Origin of the sequence: Edaphosphingomonas laterariae (assembly GCF_900188165.1) — a bacterium.
GTDB classification, from domain to species: domain Bacteria; phylum Pseudomonadota; class Alphaproteobacteria; order Sphingomonadales; family Sphingomonadaceae; genus Sphingomonas_E; species Sphingomonas_E laterariae.
Window position 1 is genome coordinate 1 of sequence record NZ_FZOS01000052.1, and the last position, 16874, is coordinate 16874.

Here is a 16874-nt window from a genome sequence, read left to right on the forward strand (position 1 = left end):
TCGAGAAACAGTCTGCCATCACTGCGCGGGCCGCGCTTACCCTTGCGGCCGCCCGGAACAAACTCTCGCAATCGCTCCCACTGATCGTCCCGCAGAACTTCCCCTTCCACGCCAACCTCCAAAAGTCAGCGTTGAATCAGAAATCCAGTCCAACGTGAATCCCTAAAATGTCACTACAGCCTAGTGTCTGATCGGTAAGCCGCCTGATCGGCAAAAGGGGCTGACGGCTGCTTAACCGCGTTTCTTCACATGCCGATCACCGCCTGCTGCAATCCTCGCCTCCGGGTGGGTTTGCGAGGGTCGGATCATGCGTTGCCTGCTTTCTGTGTCGCTCTTGCTGGCGATGCTGCCCGTTGCGCCGGCGCAGGCGGCGTCCTGCTGGAATCGCGAAGACATTTTCGCCGCCAAGGTGCGCGACCTCGATACGCTGCTGACGGAGGTTTCGCGCCGTTGCGTCGCTGCGGGGCTGAGCGCGCAGGCCGATTACGACATGTATCGGGCGGCCAATCGCGGGGCGATTTCCGCGACGAACCAGCGGCTGAAGGCGCGGTTCTGGACGGTGTTCGGCGCGGAAAAAGCGGGCGCCCGGCTTGACAGTTTCCATGACGCGCTGGCCAGCCAATATGCCACGGTGCCGGCGGTGCAGGAAAATTGCGGGCAGGTTTCGGCGCTGGCACGAGAGGCGGCCGCGACCGGCGGCTCGGTGCCGGGCCTCGTCGCGGTGGCCGATCGCAACAACCTGACCCCGCCCTTGCCGGGGGGGGCGTGCCGTGCGGCGGCGCTGGCGGTCGCGGCACGCTGAAACGCTCCGTAACAGGGACGGCCGCAATGCGGACATAAAGGAATCTTTATATTTGGAATTGCCTTGGGGCGGCCGCCCGGCTAAACGCGCGGTAACAGGCGCCGCGTGCTGTTTTTGCGCGGCGCTTTTCCGTGTCCCCAAGGAGAACCGACGTGGCGACCCTGCCTGCCGAAAGCTTCACCGACTATCTGGTCCATGACATCTCGCTTGCCGCCTTCGGCCGCAAGGAAATCGAGATTGCCGAGACCGAGATGCCCGGCCTCATGGCGCTCCGCCAGGAATTCGGCGCGTCGCAGCCGCTGAAGGGTGCGCGGATCACCGGTTCGCTGCACATGACGATCCAGACCGCCGTGCTGATCGAGACGCTGGTCGATCTCGGCGCCGAAGTGCGCTGGGCGTCGTGCAACATCTTCTCGACCCAGGATCACGCCGCCGCCGCCATCGCCGCGCGCAACATCCCGGTCTTCGCGGTCAAGGGCGAGACGCTGGAAGAATATTGGGATTATGTGATCCGCATCTTCGACTGGGGTGATACGACCGCCAACATGATCCTCGACGACGGTGGCGACGCCACCATGTTCGCGCTGTGGGGCGCGCGTGTCGAAGCGGGCGAGGCCCTGTTCACGCCGGGTAACGAGGAAGAGGAAATCTTCGTCGCGACGCTGAAGCGTTTTCTGGCCGAGCGTCCGGGCTACCTGACCGAGACGGTGAAGGCGATCAAGGGCGTGTCGGAAGAGACGACGACCGGCGTCCACCGTCTTTATGAGCTCGCCAAGAAGGGCAAGCTTCCCTTCCCGGCGATCAACGTCAACGACAGCGTCACCAAGTCGAAGTTCGACAATCTCTATGGCTGCAAGGAATCGCTGGTCGATGCGATCCGCCGCGCGACCGACGTGATGCTGGCCGGCAAGGTCGCCTGCGTCGCCGGTTTCGGCGATGTCGGCAAGGGTTCGGCCGCGTCGCTCCGCAATGGCGGCGCCCGCGTGCTCGTCACCGAAATCGATCCGATCTGCGCGCTGCAGGCGGCGATGGAAGGCTATGAAGTCGTGACGATGGAAGAAGCGGCCAGCCGCGCCGACATCTTCGTCACCGCCACCGGCAACGAAGCGGTGATCACCGTCGATCACATGCGCGCGATGAAGAACATGGCGATCGTGTGCAACATCGGCCACTTCGACAGCGAGATCGAGATCGCCGGCCTGTCGAATATGAAGTGGACCGAGATCAAGCCGCAGGTGGACGAAGTGCAGTTCGCCGACGGCAAGAAGATCATCGTTCTCGCCAAGGGCCGCCTGGTGAACCTGGGCTGCGCCACCGGCCACCCGAGCTTCGTGATGTCGTCGAGCTTCACCAACCAGGTGCTCGCGCAGATCGAGCTGTGGACCAAGTCGACCGAATATAAGAACGATGTGTACGTGCTGCCGAAGCATCTCGACGAGAAGGTGGCCGCGCTCCACCTCGAGAAGCTGGGCGTGAAGCTTTCCAAGCTGACCCCCAAGCAGGCGGCCTATATCGGCGTCAGCACCGAAGGCCCCTTCAAGCCGGATCATTATCGCTACTGATCCAGCGGCAGGAAATCGGGGAAGGGGCCGTTGACCAATGGGTTGGCGGCCCCTTTCTTTTGTGGTGAAGGCGGAACGACGATCCGCGCGGGAGTTGTGATGCCGATTGATGCCCCCATTCTCGCCCAGACCCCGGAATGGCTGGATCTGGCCGGAATCGCGGTGTTCGCGGCTTCCGGCGCGCTTGCCGCGGCGCGCGCGCAGCAGACCTTGGTGACGTTCGCCTTCTTCGCGGTGGCGACGGGCACGGGGGGCGGCACGTTGCGCGACCTGCTGATCGGCGCGCCCGTGTTCTGGATGCAGGACAATCGCGCGCTCGCCGCCTGCCTGTTGATGGCCTTGGCAGTGTGGCTGACGCCGGTGCGCTGGTGGCGGCCCCGCGCGCTCGACTGGTTCGACGCGGTGGGGCTGGCGGCCTATGCCGTCTATGGTGCGTCCAAGGCGCTGGCTTTCGGTGTTCCGCCGCTGCAGGCCGCGATGATGGGGGTGGTGACGGGCTGCTGCGGCGGCATCATCCGCGATGTGCTGGCCGGCGAGCCTTCGATCCTGCTTCGCCCGGAAATCTATGTCACCGCCGCCGCGCTGGCGGCCGGGTTGTTCGTCGGCCTGACCTTGCTGGGGGTGGCATTGCCGGTGGCGGCCGGCGTCGGCGCCGTGGCCGGATTCGCGCTGCGGGCGGTGGCGATCGCGCGCGGGCTGGGGCTGCCGACCTATCGGGGCTAGGGCGCGGCGCTTCGATTGGCTTCTTGGGTGCGCTGAACCCGCGCGCCTGGGTCAGGCCGGCAGGGTTGGTTGTTCCGGCCGGGCGGGGCGTGCCGCCAGATCGCACTGCCAGATGCCCACATCGTGCCAGCTGCCATGTTTGAAACCGATGCCGCGATAGGTGCCGGCAAGGGTGAAGCCCATCGCTTCGTGGAGCGCCGCGCTGGCGGGGTTGGGGAGCGTGACGGCCCCGATCGCGGTGACATAGCCTTGCGCGCGCAGGCTTTCGAGCAACGCCGCATAGAGCGTCCGCCCAATGCCCAGGCCATGCTGGCCCTGCGCCACATAGACGGTGGTTTCCGCAGCCCAGCGATAGGCGGGGCGGGTGCGGAACAGATCGGCATAGGCATAGCCCGATATCTGGCCGTCCTGTTCGGCCACGAACCACGCGAAGTGCGTCGTCACCGCCGCGATCCGTCGGCGCATCTCGTCGGCGCCGGGGGCCTCCTCCTCGAAGCTGATCGCCGTTTCAGCCACATAAGGGGCGTAGATCGCCGCGATCGCCTCGGCATCGTCCAAGGTGGCGGCGCGGAGGCGGACGGCGCCCATCAGAGGCCGATCCGCGCGAGCAGCAGATCCACAAGGTCCGCCCGGCGCGGCGGTGCGCGGGTGTCCGCGACAGGGCATTCCAGGCATCGCACCTGGATGACCGGGCCGTCGGCGATCACCTTCAGATCGTGGAAGGCGCGCAGCATCCGCTGTTCGGGCTGCCGGGCGATGCGGGTGAACACGTCGCGCGCGGCGGGCTGCTCCTCGCTCTGGAACAGGCCGGACAGGATCTGGCTGACCAGGCTGGGGCTGCGTTCGATGAACAGCGGCCGGGCGCTCTTGGGATCGATCTTGGCGCGGCGTGCGGCTTCGGCGATCGCGTCCTCCAGCCCGCCGGTCTTGTCGACGAGGCGCAGGCCGACGGCGGTGCTGCCCGCCCATACGCGGCCCTGGCCGATTTCGTCGACGCGCGTGACGGGCAATTTGCGCGACTGGGCGACGAGGCCGGTGAAGCGGCGATAGATGTCGTCGATGCCCGCCTGCATCAGCCGGTCGAATTCGGGGGAGGTGCCGCGCAGCAGATCGGGCTCGCCCGACAGAGGCGTCGTCTTCACGCCATCCACCGACACGCCGATCTTGGCCAGCGCGCCCGAAAAATTGGGAAGCAGGCCGAACACGCCGATCGATCCGGTGACGGTGGACGGTTCGGCGAAGATGATGTCGCCGGGTGTCGACACCCAATAGCCGCCCGACGCGGCATAGGTGCCCATCGAAACGACGATCGGCAGCTTCTTGCGCTTCGCTTCCAGGATCGCGTCGCGGATGCGTTCCGATCCCGTCACCGAGCCGCCGGGCGAATCGACGCGCACGACGAGCGCCTTGATGCGATCCTTGGCCAGTTCGTCCAGCAGCAGCCCGGCGATGGTGTCGCCACCGGCGCGGCCGGGTGCGGCATCGCCATCGACGATCTCGCCCGCGATCGTCAGTACGCCGATCTGCCCGCCCGACGGCTCGGCATTGGCGGCCAGCCAGCCGTCGAACGGGACGGCGCGGTAATCGCCCGCCTCGCCATCGCTCGCATCACCGGCCAGCTGGGCGACGCGCCGGCCGAAAGCGACGCGATCGCCGATCTTGTCGACCAGCCCGGCATCGAGCGCGGCCTTTGCGATGTCGCCGCCTGCAGTGGCGATCGCCTGTTCGGGTTGCGCCAGATAGGATGCAAGCCGCGCGCGCGGCCGGGCACGCAGCACATCGGCCTGCCAGGTCGCCCACAGCGAATCGGCAAGCGCCTGATTGGCGGCACGCGCCTCCGGCGATTGTTCGGTGCGCGTATAGGGTTCGATCGCCGACTTGAATTCGCCGACGCGATAGACCTTGGTTTCGACGCCGATCTTGTCCAGCAGGCCCTTGTAATAAAGGTTCGATCCGCCGGGCCCGGTCAGCAACACCGCGCCGAAGGGGTTCAGCCAGACCTCGCTGGCATGGGCGGCGAGCTGGTAGCTGTCGTCGGTATAGCCGGTCGCATAAGCGAGCACCGGCTTGTTCGCGGCGCGCACCGTGTCCAGCGCCTTGGCGGCAGCGGCGAGTGTCGCCTGGCCACCGCCCGCAAAGCTGTCGAGGTCGAGCACGACCGCCTTGATCCCGCTATCCTTGGCGGCGGCTTCCAACGCGCGCACCATGTCGCGCAGGCGATATTCGCGGGTCGCGGGTCCGCCGCCGGCAATCGCGCCGAGCGTGTCGGTCTGCGCCGGCTGTTCCACCAGCGTGCCATCAAGGTCGAGGACGAGCGCGCCGGTCGATTCCGCGATCGGCTTGGGCGTCACCGAGAGCAGGGCATAGAGCCCGCCGAAGAAGATCAGCATGAAAAGCAGGACGAGAGCGTCCTTCACGCCGACAAGGATCTTCCAGAAGCCGCGCAGCAAACGCATCGTCGTCCCCAAATTGCAATGGACAGGGGCTATCGCGTTCGGCGCCCGCTTGAAAGGGGGCGATTGCCGCAGCCCCGCCACGCTTCGCGGCACGGCGCTGGAAATTTTCGCGGGCAGGGTGCTTGACGCTGAAAACCGCTCCCCCATATGCCGGCTGGCACTCGCCATGCGTAAGTGCTAACAGATCATTCCTTACCACCGCGAACCGCGGCTGGCCGGGCCTCAGGGAGGCGGGCTTCGCGGGACGCAAGACCTGAAAGGGTGACGCGCAATGAGTTTCCGTCCGCTGCACGATCGCGTGCTTGTCCGTCGCGTCGAGGCCGAAGAAAAGACGGCCGGCGGCATCATCATCCCCGACACCGCCAAGGAAAAGCCGCAGGAAGGTGAGATCGTCGCCGCGGGTTCCGGCGCGAAGGCGGAAGATGGCAAGGTGACGCCGCTGGACGTCAAGGCCGGCGATCGCGTGCTGTTCGGCAAGTGGTCGGGCACCGAAGTCCGCGTGAACGGCGAAGATCTGCTGATCATGAAGGAATCGGACATCCTCGGCATCATCGGCTGAGCTGATCCCACCACCATATTTGTCTGCGCGGGCCGGTGAGGTTCGCGCGCAATCCTCAGAATAGGGAAACAGGAAAATGGCAGCGAAAGACGTCAAGTTTTCGCGTGACGCCCGTGAGCGCATTCTGCGCGGCGTCGACATCCTCGCCGATGCGGTCAAGGTGACGCTGGGCCCGAAGGGCCGCAACGTCGTCATCGACAAGTCGTTCGGCGCGCCGCGCATCACCAAGGACGGTGTTTCGGTCGCCAAGGAAATCGAACTTAAGGACAAGTTCGAGAACATGGGCGCCCAGATGGTCCGCGAGGTCGCCTCGAAGACCAACGACGTCGCCGGCGACGGCACCACCACGGCCACCGTGCTTGCCCAGGCGATCGTGCGCGAAGGCATGAAGTCGGTCGCGGCCGGCATGAACCCGATGGATCTGAAGCGCGGCATCGATCTCGCTGTGTCGAAGGTCGTCGAAGACCTCAAGGGCCGTTCGAAGCCGGTCGCCGGTTCGTCGGAAGTGGCGCAGGTCGGCATCATTTCGGCCAATGGCGACACCGAAGTCGGCCAGAAGATCGCGGAAGCGATGGAAAAGGTCGGCAAGGAAGGCGTCATCACCGTCGAGGAAGCCAAGGGTCTCGATTTCGAACTCGATGTCGTTGAAGGCATGCAGTTCGATCGCGGCTACCTGTCGCCCTACTTCATCACCAACCCGGAAAAGATGCAGGTCGAGCTTAACGACCCGTACATCCTGATCCACGAAAAGAAGCTGTCGAACCTGCAGTCGATGCTTCCGATCCTGGAAGCGGTTGTGCAGTCGGGCCGTCCGCTCCTGATCATCGCCGAGGACATCGAGGGCGAGGCGCTCGCCACGCTCGTCGTCAACAAGCTGCGTGGCGGCCTGAAGGTTGCCGCCGTCAAGGCGCCGGGCTTCGGCGATCGCCGCAAGGCGATGCTCGAAGACATCGCGATCCTCACCCAGGGTGAGCTGATCTCGGAAGATCTCGGCATCAAGCTCGAAACCGTCACCCTCGGCATGCTCGGCACCGCCAAGCGCGTCACGATCGACAAGGACAACACCACCATCGTCGATGGCGCCGGTGATGCCGATGCGATCAAGGGCCGCGTCGAAGCGATCCGCAAGCAGATCGAAGTCACCACCAGCGACTATGACCGCGAGAAGCTCCAGGAGCGTCTGGCGAAGCTGGCTGGCGGCGTCGCCGTCATCAAGGTCGGCGGTGCGACCGAGGTCGAGGTGAAGGAGCGCAAGGATCGCGTTGACGATGCCCTGCACGCCACCCGCGCGGCGGTTGAAGAAGGCATCGTTCCCGGCGGCGGCACGGCGCTTCTTTATGCGACCAAGTCGCTCGACGGCCTGACCGGTGCGAACGAAGACCAGACCCGTGGCATCGACATCGTCCGCAAGGCGATCACTGCCCCGGTTCGCCAGATCGCGCAGAATGCCGGCCATGACGGTGCCGTCGTTTCGGGCAACCTGCTCCGCGAGAACGACGAGACCAAGGGCTTCAACGCTGCGACCGACACCTACGAGAACCTCGTGGCTGCCGGCGTCATCGATCCGACCAAGGTCGTCCGCACGGCGCTTCAGGACGCGGCCTCGGTCGCCGGCCTGCTGATCACCACCGAAGCCGCGATCTCGGAACTGCCCGAGGACAAGGCTGCTCCGGCGATGCCCGGCGGCATGGGTGGCATGGGCGGCATGGGCGGCATGGACTTCTAAGTCCACGCATCCAGCCGAACGGCAAACGGAAGGGCCGGGGAGCGATCCCCGGCCCTTTTGTTATTTCTGCGAGGTGTGTGGGGAGGGTGGGGCGTCCGGGAAGGGCGCAGCTTGCGGGCAGGCGCGCGGCTCGGCCTGCGCCCGCCTCAGTGCGGTTCGGGCGCGGGGGCGCCGTTGGCGCTTTCCTGATCTGCGATCATGTTGTGCGGCGCGCTCAGTCCGTCCGATGGGAGTTCCTCGATCTCGGGCTCGTTGGGCCCCGCGCTGATGTTCGCAGCAGAGGCGTTTTCCGCCGGGGTGTCGTCGCCGCACGCGATGAGGGGCGTGAACAGCGCGAGCGCGAGGATCGAACTCAAGGCCTTGGACATCGCATTCCCCCAGCCGCCGGACCGGGCCGATAATATCGCACGGCGGCAGGCACGGAAACGGCAAAAGAAAAGGGGCCGCGGCCTATTGGCCACAGCCCCTGATCTTCGATGTCGACCGCGCGCCCGAAGGCGCGCGGAACGCCATTACATCGCGTTGGTGGCGTTCTCGACAGCGTTCGTGGCGTTCTCAACGGTCGCGTTGATGTCGGCCACGGCGTTCTCGGCGGTCGCGTTCACGTCGGCAACGGCTTCCTCGACGGTCGCGTTGGCGTCGACGACTTCGTTCACAACTTCGGTCTCGTTGGCAACGGCAGCCTCTTCCTTCGAGCAGGCGGCGAGGCCGAGCGAAGCAACGGCGGCGAGCGAGAGAACAACGATCTTCTTCATGGGCTAAACCCTCCAGGTAGCAATAGCTGATGGATGCGTGGACGCCGCTTAATCAAATGAACGATCAGGCGTGTTTCCCCCGAAACCAGCGAGGCCCCCTTTAATGGGTTGTTTGGGGCCGCGCAATCTCTCTTATTCCGGTAGACTCATCATTTCGGCGCATTGGCAGGCGCGGGAAAGTCGGCCTCCGGCGCGGGTTGTTGCGGCTGCGGCAATTCGCCGGTCGCGGGGTCGCCGGAAATGGGATCGGGTGATCCGGTCTTGTCCTCGGTCGAATCTGGCGATGTTTCGGGCGGAACGGGCGTCTCGTCCCCGGTTTCGGGCGGCAGAGTGGCTTCGCCGTCCTCCGATTCCAGTTCGCGGATCGCGGCGTCCACGTCGGCGTCGCTGGCCGTTCCGGCGGCATCGTCCAGATCGGCGATTTCGGCCGCCCGGCGCTGGAAGAAGGCCGAACGCGCCGTTGCATAGGAATCGAGGCTCGTGTCGAGCAGCGTGTCGGCGCCCGTTTCGGTGAGATTCGCGCGCTGGCTGACGAGGTTGATTCCACGCGGGATCTGGCGTTCCCAATAAGACAGGTCGGTGCACTTGCGCAGGCAATAGTTGACCGGATCGATCACGAAATTGACGCCGGTGCCGACGCCGTCGCGGATCGTGGAGGGGCCGAGCAGGGGCAGCACGAGATAGCTGCTGCTCTTGACGCCCCAGACGGCGAGGGTCTGGCCGAAATCCTCCCGCGCGGGCCGGATGCCGAGATCGGTCGCATGGTCCGCCAGGCCGCCGACGCCGATGGTGGTGTTGACGACGAAGCGGCCCAGATTGTTGAGCGCGCGATCGGGCTTGCCCTGAAGCAGGTTGTTGATGAACGACCATGGCTCGGTCAGATTGTCGAAGATGTGCAGGATGCCGCGCCGCGCCGCACGCGGGGTAACGGCGCGATAGACGGTGGACACCGGCTTCAGCGCGATCTTGTCGACGCCCTGGTTGAGCCCCCAGACGGCGCGGTTGAAACCTTCGAGCGGGTCGCGCTCAGCTGCAGGCGCCGCTGCGTCTTTCGTGGTGGCGCAGCCGGCAAGCAGCGCCGCGGCAGCAAAAGTGGCGAAAACACGCATCGAAACGGCCTCTTGCAACAAATTATCCGCCCCCGTTCCGCGTCTGCCATAGCCCCGGCGGGGCGACAAGTTGCTTGACGGATATAAAGATATCTTTATATCCTTAATCTCTATGAGGCGCATGCTCGACACGTTCCGCGCACTGGCTGATCCGACGCGGTTGCGGATCATCGCGCTGTTGCGCGCGATGGAGCTTTCGGTCGGCGAACTGGCACAGGTGCTGGGGCAGAGCCAGCCCCGAGTTTCGCGCCATGTGAAGATATTGGCCGATGCCGGTCTCGCCGATCGCCGCAAGGAAGGGAGCTGGGTGTTCCTGACCCTCGGCGACGAGCGTCGCGTAGGCCCGTTACTGGCGGCCGTCGATGCCTGGACGACGGACGAGCCGGGCGACCATTGGGCCGTGGCCGATATCGCGCGTCTCGCGGCGGTGCGTGCGGACCGTGCGGCGGCGGCGGAGGATTATTTCGCGGCCCATGCCGATGAATGGGATGCCATCCGTTCGCTCCATGTTGCCGAAAGCGCGGTCGAAGATGCCATAAGGGTGGCGTTGACGCGGTCGCCGGTGGGGCGGCTGGTGGATATCGGCACCGGCACCGGCCGGATGATCGAATTGCTGGGGCGCGATGCCGCAAGTGCGCTCGGCGTCGATCGCAGCCCGGAAATGCTGCGGCTGGCCCGCGCCAAGCTGGCCGAAGCCGGGCTCGATCGCGCCGAATTGCGGCAGGGGGACATGTATGCCCTGCCGCTCGCCAACGGATCGGCCGATACGGTGGTGCTGCATCAGGTGCTCCATTATGCGCACCAGCCGGCGGGCGCGATCGCCGAGGCGGCAAGGTTGCTCGATCAGGGCGGGCGCCTGCTGGTGGTGGATTTCGACCGCCATGACAAAGAAGAACTGCGCAGCCGCGATGCCCATGTCCGCCTGGGCTTTGATGATGAGCAGATGGCGGGCTGGTTTGCCGCCGCCGGCATCGAACTTGCGGCGGTGGAACGCCTCGACGGCGGCGAACTGACGGTGAAATTGTGGCTGGGGCGTCGCGCCTCGGCCGAAGAACATGAGGATATGGCAGCATGAGCGTTTCGATCGCCCAGATGGAGGAGGCCCGCCGCGCGCTCGATGCGCCGCTGTTCGCCGACCTCGCCGGCGACTGCCAGGTGAGCTTCGAATTCTTCCCGCCCAAGACGGAGAAGATGGAAGAAACGCTGTGGAACGCGATCGAGACGCTGGCGCCGCTCAACCCGCGCTTCGTGTCGGTCACCTATGGCGCGGGCGGCTCCACGCGGGAACGCACGCACGCGACGGTCGCGCGCATCACGCGGGAGACGAGCATTCCCGCCGCCGCGCACCTGACCTGCGTCGATGCGAGCCGGGACGAGATTCTGGAGGTCGCCCGCGAATATTGGGCGGCGGGCGTGCGACACATCGTCGCGCTGCGTGGCGATCCGCCCCGCATGGGCGAGAAGTTCGTCGCGCATCCCGACGGGTTCGAAAATGCTGCTGCGCTGGTGGCGGGGCTGAAAAGCGTCGCGCCGTTCGAGATTTCGGTCGCGGCCTACCCCGAATGCCACCCGGATTCGGCCGATCTGGTTGCGGACCTCGATAATCTGAAGCGCAAGATCGACGCTGGCGCCAACCGGGCGATCAGCCAGTTCTTTTTCTCGCCGGAAGCCTTTTTCCGTTTCCGCGACGCGGTGGAAAAGGCCGGGATCGATGCGGAGATCGTGCCGGGCATCCTGCCGGTTTCCAATGTCGCCCAGACGCGCAAGTTCGCCGGCATGTGCGGCGCGGCGATCCCGCCGTGGATGGATCGGCTGTTCGAGGGGCTGGATGATCACCCGGCCGCCCGCCAGCTTGTCGCCGCGACGATCGCGGCCGAGATGTGCCGCAAGCTTTATGCCGGCGGTGTTCGCCACTTCCATTTCTACACGCTCAACCGCGCCGAACTGAGCTACGCGATCTGCCACCTGCTCGGGCTGCGGCCCGAGCAGGTGGCGGCCGAGCGCGCGGCCTGAGCGGCATTGCCCGGGATGACTGACATGATCAAATCCAACGCCGCCGAACGTTTTCGTGCTGAAGCCGCGAAGCGCATCCTGCTGACCGATGGCGCTTTCGGGACGATGATCCAGGGCTATCGGCTGACCGAGGAGGATTATCGCGGCGGGCTGGACCTGGGCTTCGACCAGAAGGGCAATAACGACCTGCTGGCGCTGACGCGGCCGCATGTCATTGCCGAGATCACCGAAGCCTATCTCGACGCCGGATCGGATATGGTGTCGACCAACACTTTCAACGCCAACACGATCAGCCAGGCCGATTATGGCGCCGAGCATCTGGTGCGCGACATGAACATCGCCGCCGCGCAGATCGCGCGCGATGCGGCGCGCGCTGCCGAGGCGAAAGACGGGCGCCCGCGTTTCGTGGCGGGCGCGCTGGGGCCGACGAACAAGACGCTGTCGCTGTCGCCCGACGTGAACGATCCCGGCTATCGCGCGATCGAGTTCGATGATCTGAAGAACGTCTATCGCGAGCAGATCGACGCGCTGCTCGATGGCGGGGTGGATTTCATCCTGATCGAAACGATCTTCGACACGCTCAACGCCAAGGCCGGCATCATGGCCGCGATCGAGGCAGGCGAGGCGCGTGGGCAGGAAGTGCCGCTGATGATCAGCTTCACCGTCACCGACATGTCCGGCCGCAACCTTTCCGGCCATTCGATCGAAAGCTTCTGGGCGAGCGTGCGCCACGCCCGGCCGATGACGATCGGGCTCAATTGCTCCTTCGGCGCGCCGCAGCTGCGCCCGCACGTCGCGGCGCTGTCCGGCCTCGCCGACACGCTGGTGATGGTCTATCCGAACGCCGGCCTGCCCAACGATCTCGGCCAGTATGACGAGGAACCGGACACCACGGGCGGCTTCATCCGCGGATGGGCCGAAACCGGGCTGATCAACGTCGTCGGCGGCTGCTGCGGCACGACGCCGGGCCATATCGCGGCGATGCGCCATGCGGTGCACGGCGCCACCCCGCGTGCCATCGCCAACCCGCCGGTCCGCACGATGCTCGCCGGGCTGGAGCCGATGGTGCTCGCGGCCTGATCAACAGCCTTCCGTCCGCTTCGCGCCCGGCGCGGAGCGGGCCCACGGAAACCGGTTCTCGATAAGCGCGAACCCAATGGAATCGAACGAATATCATGTCCAACACCGACGCCCCCGCAGCCAGCGCCATCTTCGTCAACATCGGCGAGCGCACCAACGTCACGGGGTCCGCGGCGTTCAAGAAGCTCATCATGGCCGGCGATTATGTGAAGGCGGTGGAGGTCGCGCGCCAGCAGGTCGAAAACGGCGCGCAGATCATCGACGTCAACATGGACGAAGGCCTGCTCGATGCCGAGCTGGCGATGACCACCTTCCTCAAGCTGATCGCGGCCGAGCCGGATATCGCGCGCGTGCCGATCATGATCGACAGTTCCAAGTGGAGCGTGATCGAGGCCGGGCTGAAATGCGTGTCAGGCAAGCCGATCGTCAATTCGATCAGCATGAAGGAAGGCGAGGCCGAGTTCCTCAGCCATGCGCGCAAGGTGATGGCCTATGGCGCCGCCGTCGTCGTCATGGCGTTCGACGAAGTGGGCCAGGCCGACACGCAGGCGCGCAAGATCGAGATTTGCGAGCGCGCCTACAAGCTGCTCACCGGTATCGGTTTTCCGCCGGAAGACATCATCTTCGATCCCAATGTCTTCGCGGTGGCGACGGGGATCGAGGAGCATAATAATTACGGCGTCGATTTCATCGAGGCCGCGCGCGAGATCAGGAAACGCTGCCCGCACGTCCACATTTCGGGCGGGCTTTCCAATCTCAGCTTCTCGTTCCGGGGCAATGAACCGGTGCGTCGGGCGATGCACTCGGTGTTCCTCTACCACGCGATTCCCGCCGGTATGGACATGGGCATCGTCAATGCCGGCCAGCTCGACGTTTATGATACGATCGACCCGGAACTGCGCGAGGCGTGCGAGGATGTGATCCTCAATCGCCACCCCGATGCGACCGAAAAGCTGATCGTGCTGGCGGAGAAGTTCAAGGGCAAGGATGCCGCCGCCGAAAAGGCCGCCGAGGAATGGCGCGGCTGGCCGGTCGTCAAGCGGCTGGAACATGCGCTGGTGAAGGGTATCGACGCGCATGTCGTCGACGATACCGAGGAAGCGCGGCAGATGTTCGCGCGCCCGATCGAGGTGATCGAAGGTCCGTTGATGGACGGCATGAACGTCGTCGGCGATCTGTTCGGATCGGGCAAGATGTTCCTGCCGCAGGTGGTGAAATCCGCCCGCGTGATGAAGAAGGCGGTGGCCCATCTGCTGCCTTTCATCGAGGCCGAAAAGCAGGCGGGGCAGCGCGCCAAGGGCCGCGTCGTCATGGCGACGGTGAAGGGCGACGTCCACGATATCGGCAAGAACATCGTCGGCGTCGTGCTCCAGTGCAACGGTTATGAAGTGATCGACCTCGGCGTGATGGTGCCGTGGATGGAGATCCTGAAGGCGGCCAACGAGAATGACGCCGACATGATCGGCCTGTCGGGCCTCATCACCCCCTCGCTCGACGAGATGGTGACGGTGGCGGCCGAAATGCAGCGTGCCGGCATGGAAATGCCGTTGCTGATCGGCGGAGCGACCACATCGAAGGTCCACACCGCGCTCCGCATCGCGCCCGCTTATGAAGGGCCGGTGGTGCATGTGCTGGATGCCAGCCGCGCGGTCGGCGTGGCCTCCACACTGATGTCCGATACGCAGCGCGACGCCTTTGTCGAAAAGACGGCCGCCGATTATGAAGCGGTGCGCAAGGCGCGCGAAGGCAAGGGGCATAGCGAGCTGATCGCGATCGCCGATGCGCGCGCCAACGCCTTCCCGACCGATCTGTCGCAAAAGCCGGGCGCGCCGAAGCAGCCGGGCGTGCATGTCTTTCCCGATTGGTCGCTTGCTGATCTGCGGGAATATATCGACTGGACGCCCTTCTTCCGCGCCTGGGAACTGGCCGGTAATTATCCGGCGATCCTGGACGACGCCGTGGTCGGCGAAAGCGCGCGCAACCTGTTCAACGATGCGAACGCGATGCTCGATCAGATCATCGCGGAAAAATGGCTGACCGCGAAGGGCGTGGCCGCGCTCTGGCCCTGCCGTCGTGAAGGTGATGACGTGGTGATCGAGGCGGAGGAGGGCGAGGTTCGCCTGCCGTTCCTGCGCCAGCAGATCGCCAAGCGCGAAGGCCGCGCCAACATGTGCCTGGCCGATTTCATCGATCCCGCCGGCGACTGGATCGGCGGCTTCGCGGTGACGGCCGGCCACGGCATCGAGGAGCATCTGGCGCGCTTCAAGGCCGACCATGACGATTATCGCGATATCCTGCTGAAGGCGCTGGCCGACCGGCTGGCCGAGGCCTTTGCCGAGCGCCTGCACCAGCATGTCCGCACCACCTTGTGGGGCTATGCCGAGGGCGAGCAACTCACCAACGAGGCGCTGATCCGCGAACAATATCGCGGCATCCGCCCCGCGCCGGGCTATCCGGCCTGCCCGGATCACAGCCAGAAGCCGATCCTGTTCGATCTGCTGAAGGCAGGCGACGCGACCGGCATCACGCTGACCGAAAGCTTCGCGATGCTGCCCACGGCGGCGGTGTCGGGCTTCTATTTCGGCCATCCCGACAGCCAGTATTTCGGCGTGGCGCGCGTCGGTCGCGATCAGCTGGAGGATTATGCCGCGCGGCGCGGCGTCGATCTCGACACCGCCGAACGCTGGCTGCGGCCGAATCTGGATTGATGCTCAGGCAGGTGGCGGTGCGTTCGGCGCCGCCACATCGATCACGCCGGCCGCTGCGCGTGCCGTGACCGGCGTTTTTGCCAGCACCTCGCCATCGATCGAGATCGCCAAAGGCGGATCGGTGATGACGCGCAATTCGCGCCCGTGGAATTCGCGCGTCGTGTGGCGCCGCGCGGGCAGGCGGAGCACGCTCGTCAGCCAGCTCCACGCAAGATAGGGCAGGGTTCGGCCGACGACGGCCTGGACGACGATCTCGCCGCTGTCGACGCGGGCATCGTCCACCAGTTCGGTGCCGCCATGATAGCCGCCATTGGCGATGCGCACTTCCAGCGCATCGAGGGTTTCGGTGCCCTGCGGCCCTTCGATGGTCAGGCGGAATGGCTTGAAGCGGAACAGCATCAGCAGCGCCCAGCTGAGATAGCCCACACGCCCGGCCCAGGCCTTGAACCCGTCGGGCACGCTTTCGGCGATCAGCGGCGACAGGCCGATCGCGGCGCAATTGGCGAAATAATCGCGGTCGATCATGCCCAGATCGATCCGCTGCCGCTGCCCCGTGGCGATGACGGCGATCGCGCCTTCAAGATCGAGCGGGATGCCCAGCGATCGCGCGAAGCTGTTGGCGGTGCCCAGCGGCAATAGCGCGAACACGCAATCATGGCCGACGAAATGATCGACGGCGGACGAAAGCGATCCATCGCCGCCGCCGACGATCACCATCGGCGCACCGGAATGGACCGCGTCCCGGATAACCGATGCCAGCAATTTCGGTTTGCGCACCGCGTGGGCGCTGGTGATGTCGAGCCCGGCGGCCCGCAGCCCCTTCACGGCGCGGCGGAACAGCTTGCGCCCCTTGCGGGACTTCGCGTTGACGATGAGGACGGCGGAGTGGGGAAGGGCTGGGGCGTCGGCGTTGATTTGTGTCACGCCGGCAGAACGCACGAGTTTCGGTGATGACGCAAGCCGATCCGCGCTGCGGCCAAGGATTTCCGTTTGTCGTTACGGCTGCTAGACTTTCCCATGTGGCGGTGCGCGACCCGTATCGCCGCACGCTTTTGTTCACCGCGGAGATGATGATGCGGAAGATGTCGCTTTGCCTGGCCCCCTTGCTGCTGCTGAACCTTGCGGCCCAATCGGCCCCGCCGGCATCGCCGGCATTGCCGCCGCCGCCGGGTGTATTTGAAACCAGCGCGGATGGCGGCATGCTCGTCCATGTCGAAAGCGGCACGCAGTTCCCGGCCAAAATCGCGGGCTTTGAACGCATCGGGCAGGTTTCGTTCGATGGCAGCTGAGAACGGCGGAGCAATATTCGACCACGGTAGCGGCGGGATAGCCCTGCTGCGGGCGGCGTAAAAGTCGTCCACCTTGAAGCCTTTCTGCCAAG

16 protein-coding genes and 1 pseudogene are annotated in these 16874 nt (G+C 65.4%); 10 read left to right on the forward strand and 7 right to left on the reverse strand.

What is annotated here, in order from left to right:
- Nucleotides 1–110, reverse strand: a pseudogene (locus CHB74_RS21810) (IS5/IS1182 family transposase); the annotation flags it as partial.
- Between the two features lie 197 nt (nucleotides 111–307).
- On the opposite strand from CHB74_RS21810, the gene CHB74_RS20480 reads away from it, so the two are divergent.
- The 3 genes from CHB74_RS20480 (at nucleotide 308) to CHB74_RS20490 (ending at nucleotide 3087) form a co-directional block, all read left to right on the forward strand.
- The gene (locus tag CHB74_RS20480; RefSeq protein WP_089221347.1) at nucleotides 308–802 is read left to right on the forward strand and encodes a hypothetical protein; all 495 of its coding nucleotides are present in this window, start codon (nucleotides 308–310) and stop codon (nucleotides 800–802) included.
- Between the two features lie 152 nt (nucleotides 803–954).
- Complete coding sequence (gene ahcY / locus CHB74_RS20485; RefSeq protein ID WP_089221348.1) at nucleotides 955–2364, forward strand: adenosylhomocysteinase; 1410 nt, start codon at nucleotides 955–957, stop codon at nucleotides 2362–2364.
- Between the two features lie 99 nt (nucleotides 2365–2463).
- Nucleotides 2464–3087, forward strand: coding sequence for a trimeric intracellular cation channel family protein (locus CHB74_RS20490; RefSeq protein ID WP_089221349.1), 624 nt, complete (start codon nucleotides 2464–2466; stop codon nucleotides 3085–3087).
- 51 nt (nucleotides 3088–3138) lie between these two features.
- Here the strand turns inward: CHB74_RS20490 and CHB74_RS20495 are convergent, their stop codons facing one another.
- Both CHB74_RS20495 and sppA read right to left on the reverse strand, forming a co-directional pair.
- Nucleotides 3139–3675, reverse strand: a complete 537-nt coding sequence (locus CHB74_RS20495; RefSeq protein ID WP_089221350.1) for an arsinothricin resistance N-acetyltransferase ArsN1 family B — start codon at nucleotides 3673–3675, stop codon at nucleotides 3139–3141.
- The gene (gene sppA, locus CHB74_RS20500; protein ID WP_089221351.1) at nucleotides 3675–5543 is read right to left on the reverse strand and encodes a signal peptide peptidase SppA; all 1869 of its coding nucleotides are present in this window, start codon (nucleotides 5541–5543) and stop codon (nucleotides 3675–3677) included. The genes CHB74_RS20495 and sppA overlap by 1 nt, the downstream gene beginning before the upstream one ends.
- A gap of 271 nt (nucleotides 5544–5814) precedes the next feature.
- Between sppA and groES the strand changes: the two genes are divergently transcribed.
- A complete protein-coding gene (gene groES, locus CHB74_RS20505; protein ID WP_089221352.1) occupies nucleotides 5815–6102 on the forward strand; it encodes a co-chaperone GroES in 288 nt (95 codons plus the stop codon).
- A gap of 76 nt (nucleotides 6103–6178) precedes the next feature.
- Nucleotides 6179–7828 carry a chaperonin GroEL gene (groL, locus tag CHB74_RS20510; protein ID WP_089221353.1) on the forward strand — a complete coding sequence of 550 codons (1650 nt, stop codon included), beginning with the start codon at nucleotides 6179–6181 and terminating at the stop codon, nucleotides 7826–7828.
- Between the two features lie 146 nt (nucleotides 7829–7974).
- On the opposite strand, the gene CHB74_RS20515 is transcribed toward groL, so the two are convergent.
- From CHB74_RS20515 to CHB74_RS20525, 3 genes are all read right to left on the reverse strand, one after another.
- Nucleotides 7975–8196, reverse strand: coding sequence for a hypothetical protein (locus CHB74_RS20515; protein WP_089221354.1), 222 nt, complete (start codon nucleotides 8194–8196; stop codon nucleotides 7975–7977).
- A gap of 144 nt (nucleotides 8197–8340) precedes the next feature.
- Nucleotides 8341–8583 carry a hypothetical protein gene (locus CHB74_RS20520; RefSeq protein ID WP_089221355.1) on the reverse strand — a complete coding sequence of 81 codons (243 nt, stop codon included), beginning with the start codon at nucleotides 8581–8583 and terminating at the stop codon, nucleotides 8341–8343.
- Between the two features lie 149 nt (nucleotides 8584–8732).
- Nucleotides 8733–9692, reverse strand: coding sequence for an MlaA family lipoprotein (locus CHB74_RS20525; RefSeq protein ID WP_089221356.1), 960 nt, complete (start codon nucleotides 9690–9692; stop codon nucleotides 8733–8735).
- Nucleotides 9693–9804: 112 nt separating this feature from the next.
- Here CHB74_RS20525 and CHB74_RS20530 point away from each other — a divergent pair, with 112 nt between their 5' ends.
- The 4 genes from CHB74_RS20530 to metH all read left to right on the forward strand — a co-directional run bounded on the left by CHB74_RS20530 (nucleotide 9805) and on the right by metH (nucleotide 15493).
- On the forward strand, nucleotides 9805–10767 hold the full coding sequence (locus tag CHB74_RS20530; RefSeq protein ID WP_089221357.1) for an ArsR/SmtB family transcription factor: 963 nt from the start codon (nucleotides 9805–9807) through the stop codon (nucleotides 10765–10767).
- Nucleotides 10764–11705 carry a methylenetetrahydrofolate reductase gene (gene metF, locus CHB74_RS20535; protein WP_089221358.1) on the forward strand — a complete coding sequence of 314 codons (942 nt, stop codon included), beginning with the start codon at nucleotides 10764–10766 and terminating at the stop codon, nucleotides 11703–11705. The genes CHB74_RS20530 and metF overlap by 4 nt, the downstream gene beginning before the upstream one ends.
- A gap of 24 nt (nucleotides 11706–11729) precedes the next feature.
- A complete protein-coding gene (locus CHB74_RS20540) occupies nucleotides 11730–12785 on the forward strand; it encodes a homocysteine S-methyltransferase family protein (protein ID WP_089221359.1) in 1056 nt (351 codons plus the stop codon).
- 95 nt (nucleotides 12786–12880) lie between these two features.
- On the forward strand, nucleotides 12881–15493 hold the full coding sequence (gene metH, locus CHB74_RS20545; protein WP_089221360.1) for a methionine synthase: 2613 nt from the start codon (nucleotides 12881–12883) through the stop codon (nucleotides 15491–15493).
- Nucleotides 15494–15496: 3 nt separating this feature from the next.
- Here the strand turns inward: metH and CHB74_RS20550 are convergent, their stop codons facing one another.
- Nucleotides 15497–16417: a diacylglycerol/lipid kinase family protein gene (locus CHB74_RS20550; RefSeq protein ID WP_089221362.1), complete on the reverse strand. Its 921-nt coding sequence runs from the start codon at nucleotides 16415–16417 to the stop codon at nucleotides 15497–15499.
- Between the two features lie 26 nt (nucleotides 16418–16443).
- Between CHB74_RS20550 and CHB74_RS20555 the strand changes: the two genes are divergently transcribed.
- The gene (locus CHB74_RS20555; RefSeq protein ID WP_144033882.1) at nucleotides 16444–16782 is read left to right on the forward strand and encodes a hypothetical protein; all 339 of its coding nucleotides are present in this window, start codon (nucleotides 16444–16446) and stop codon (nucleotides 16780–16782) included.
- Nucleotides 16783–16874: the final 92 nt, after the last annotated feature.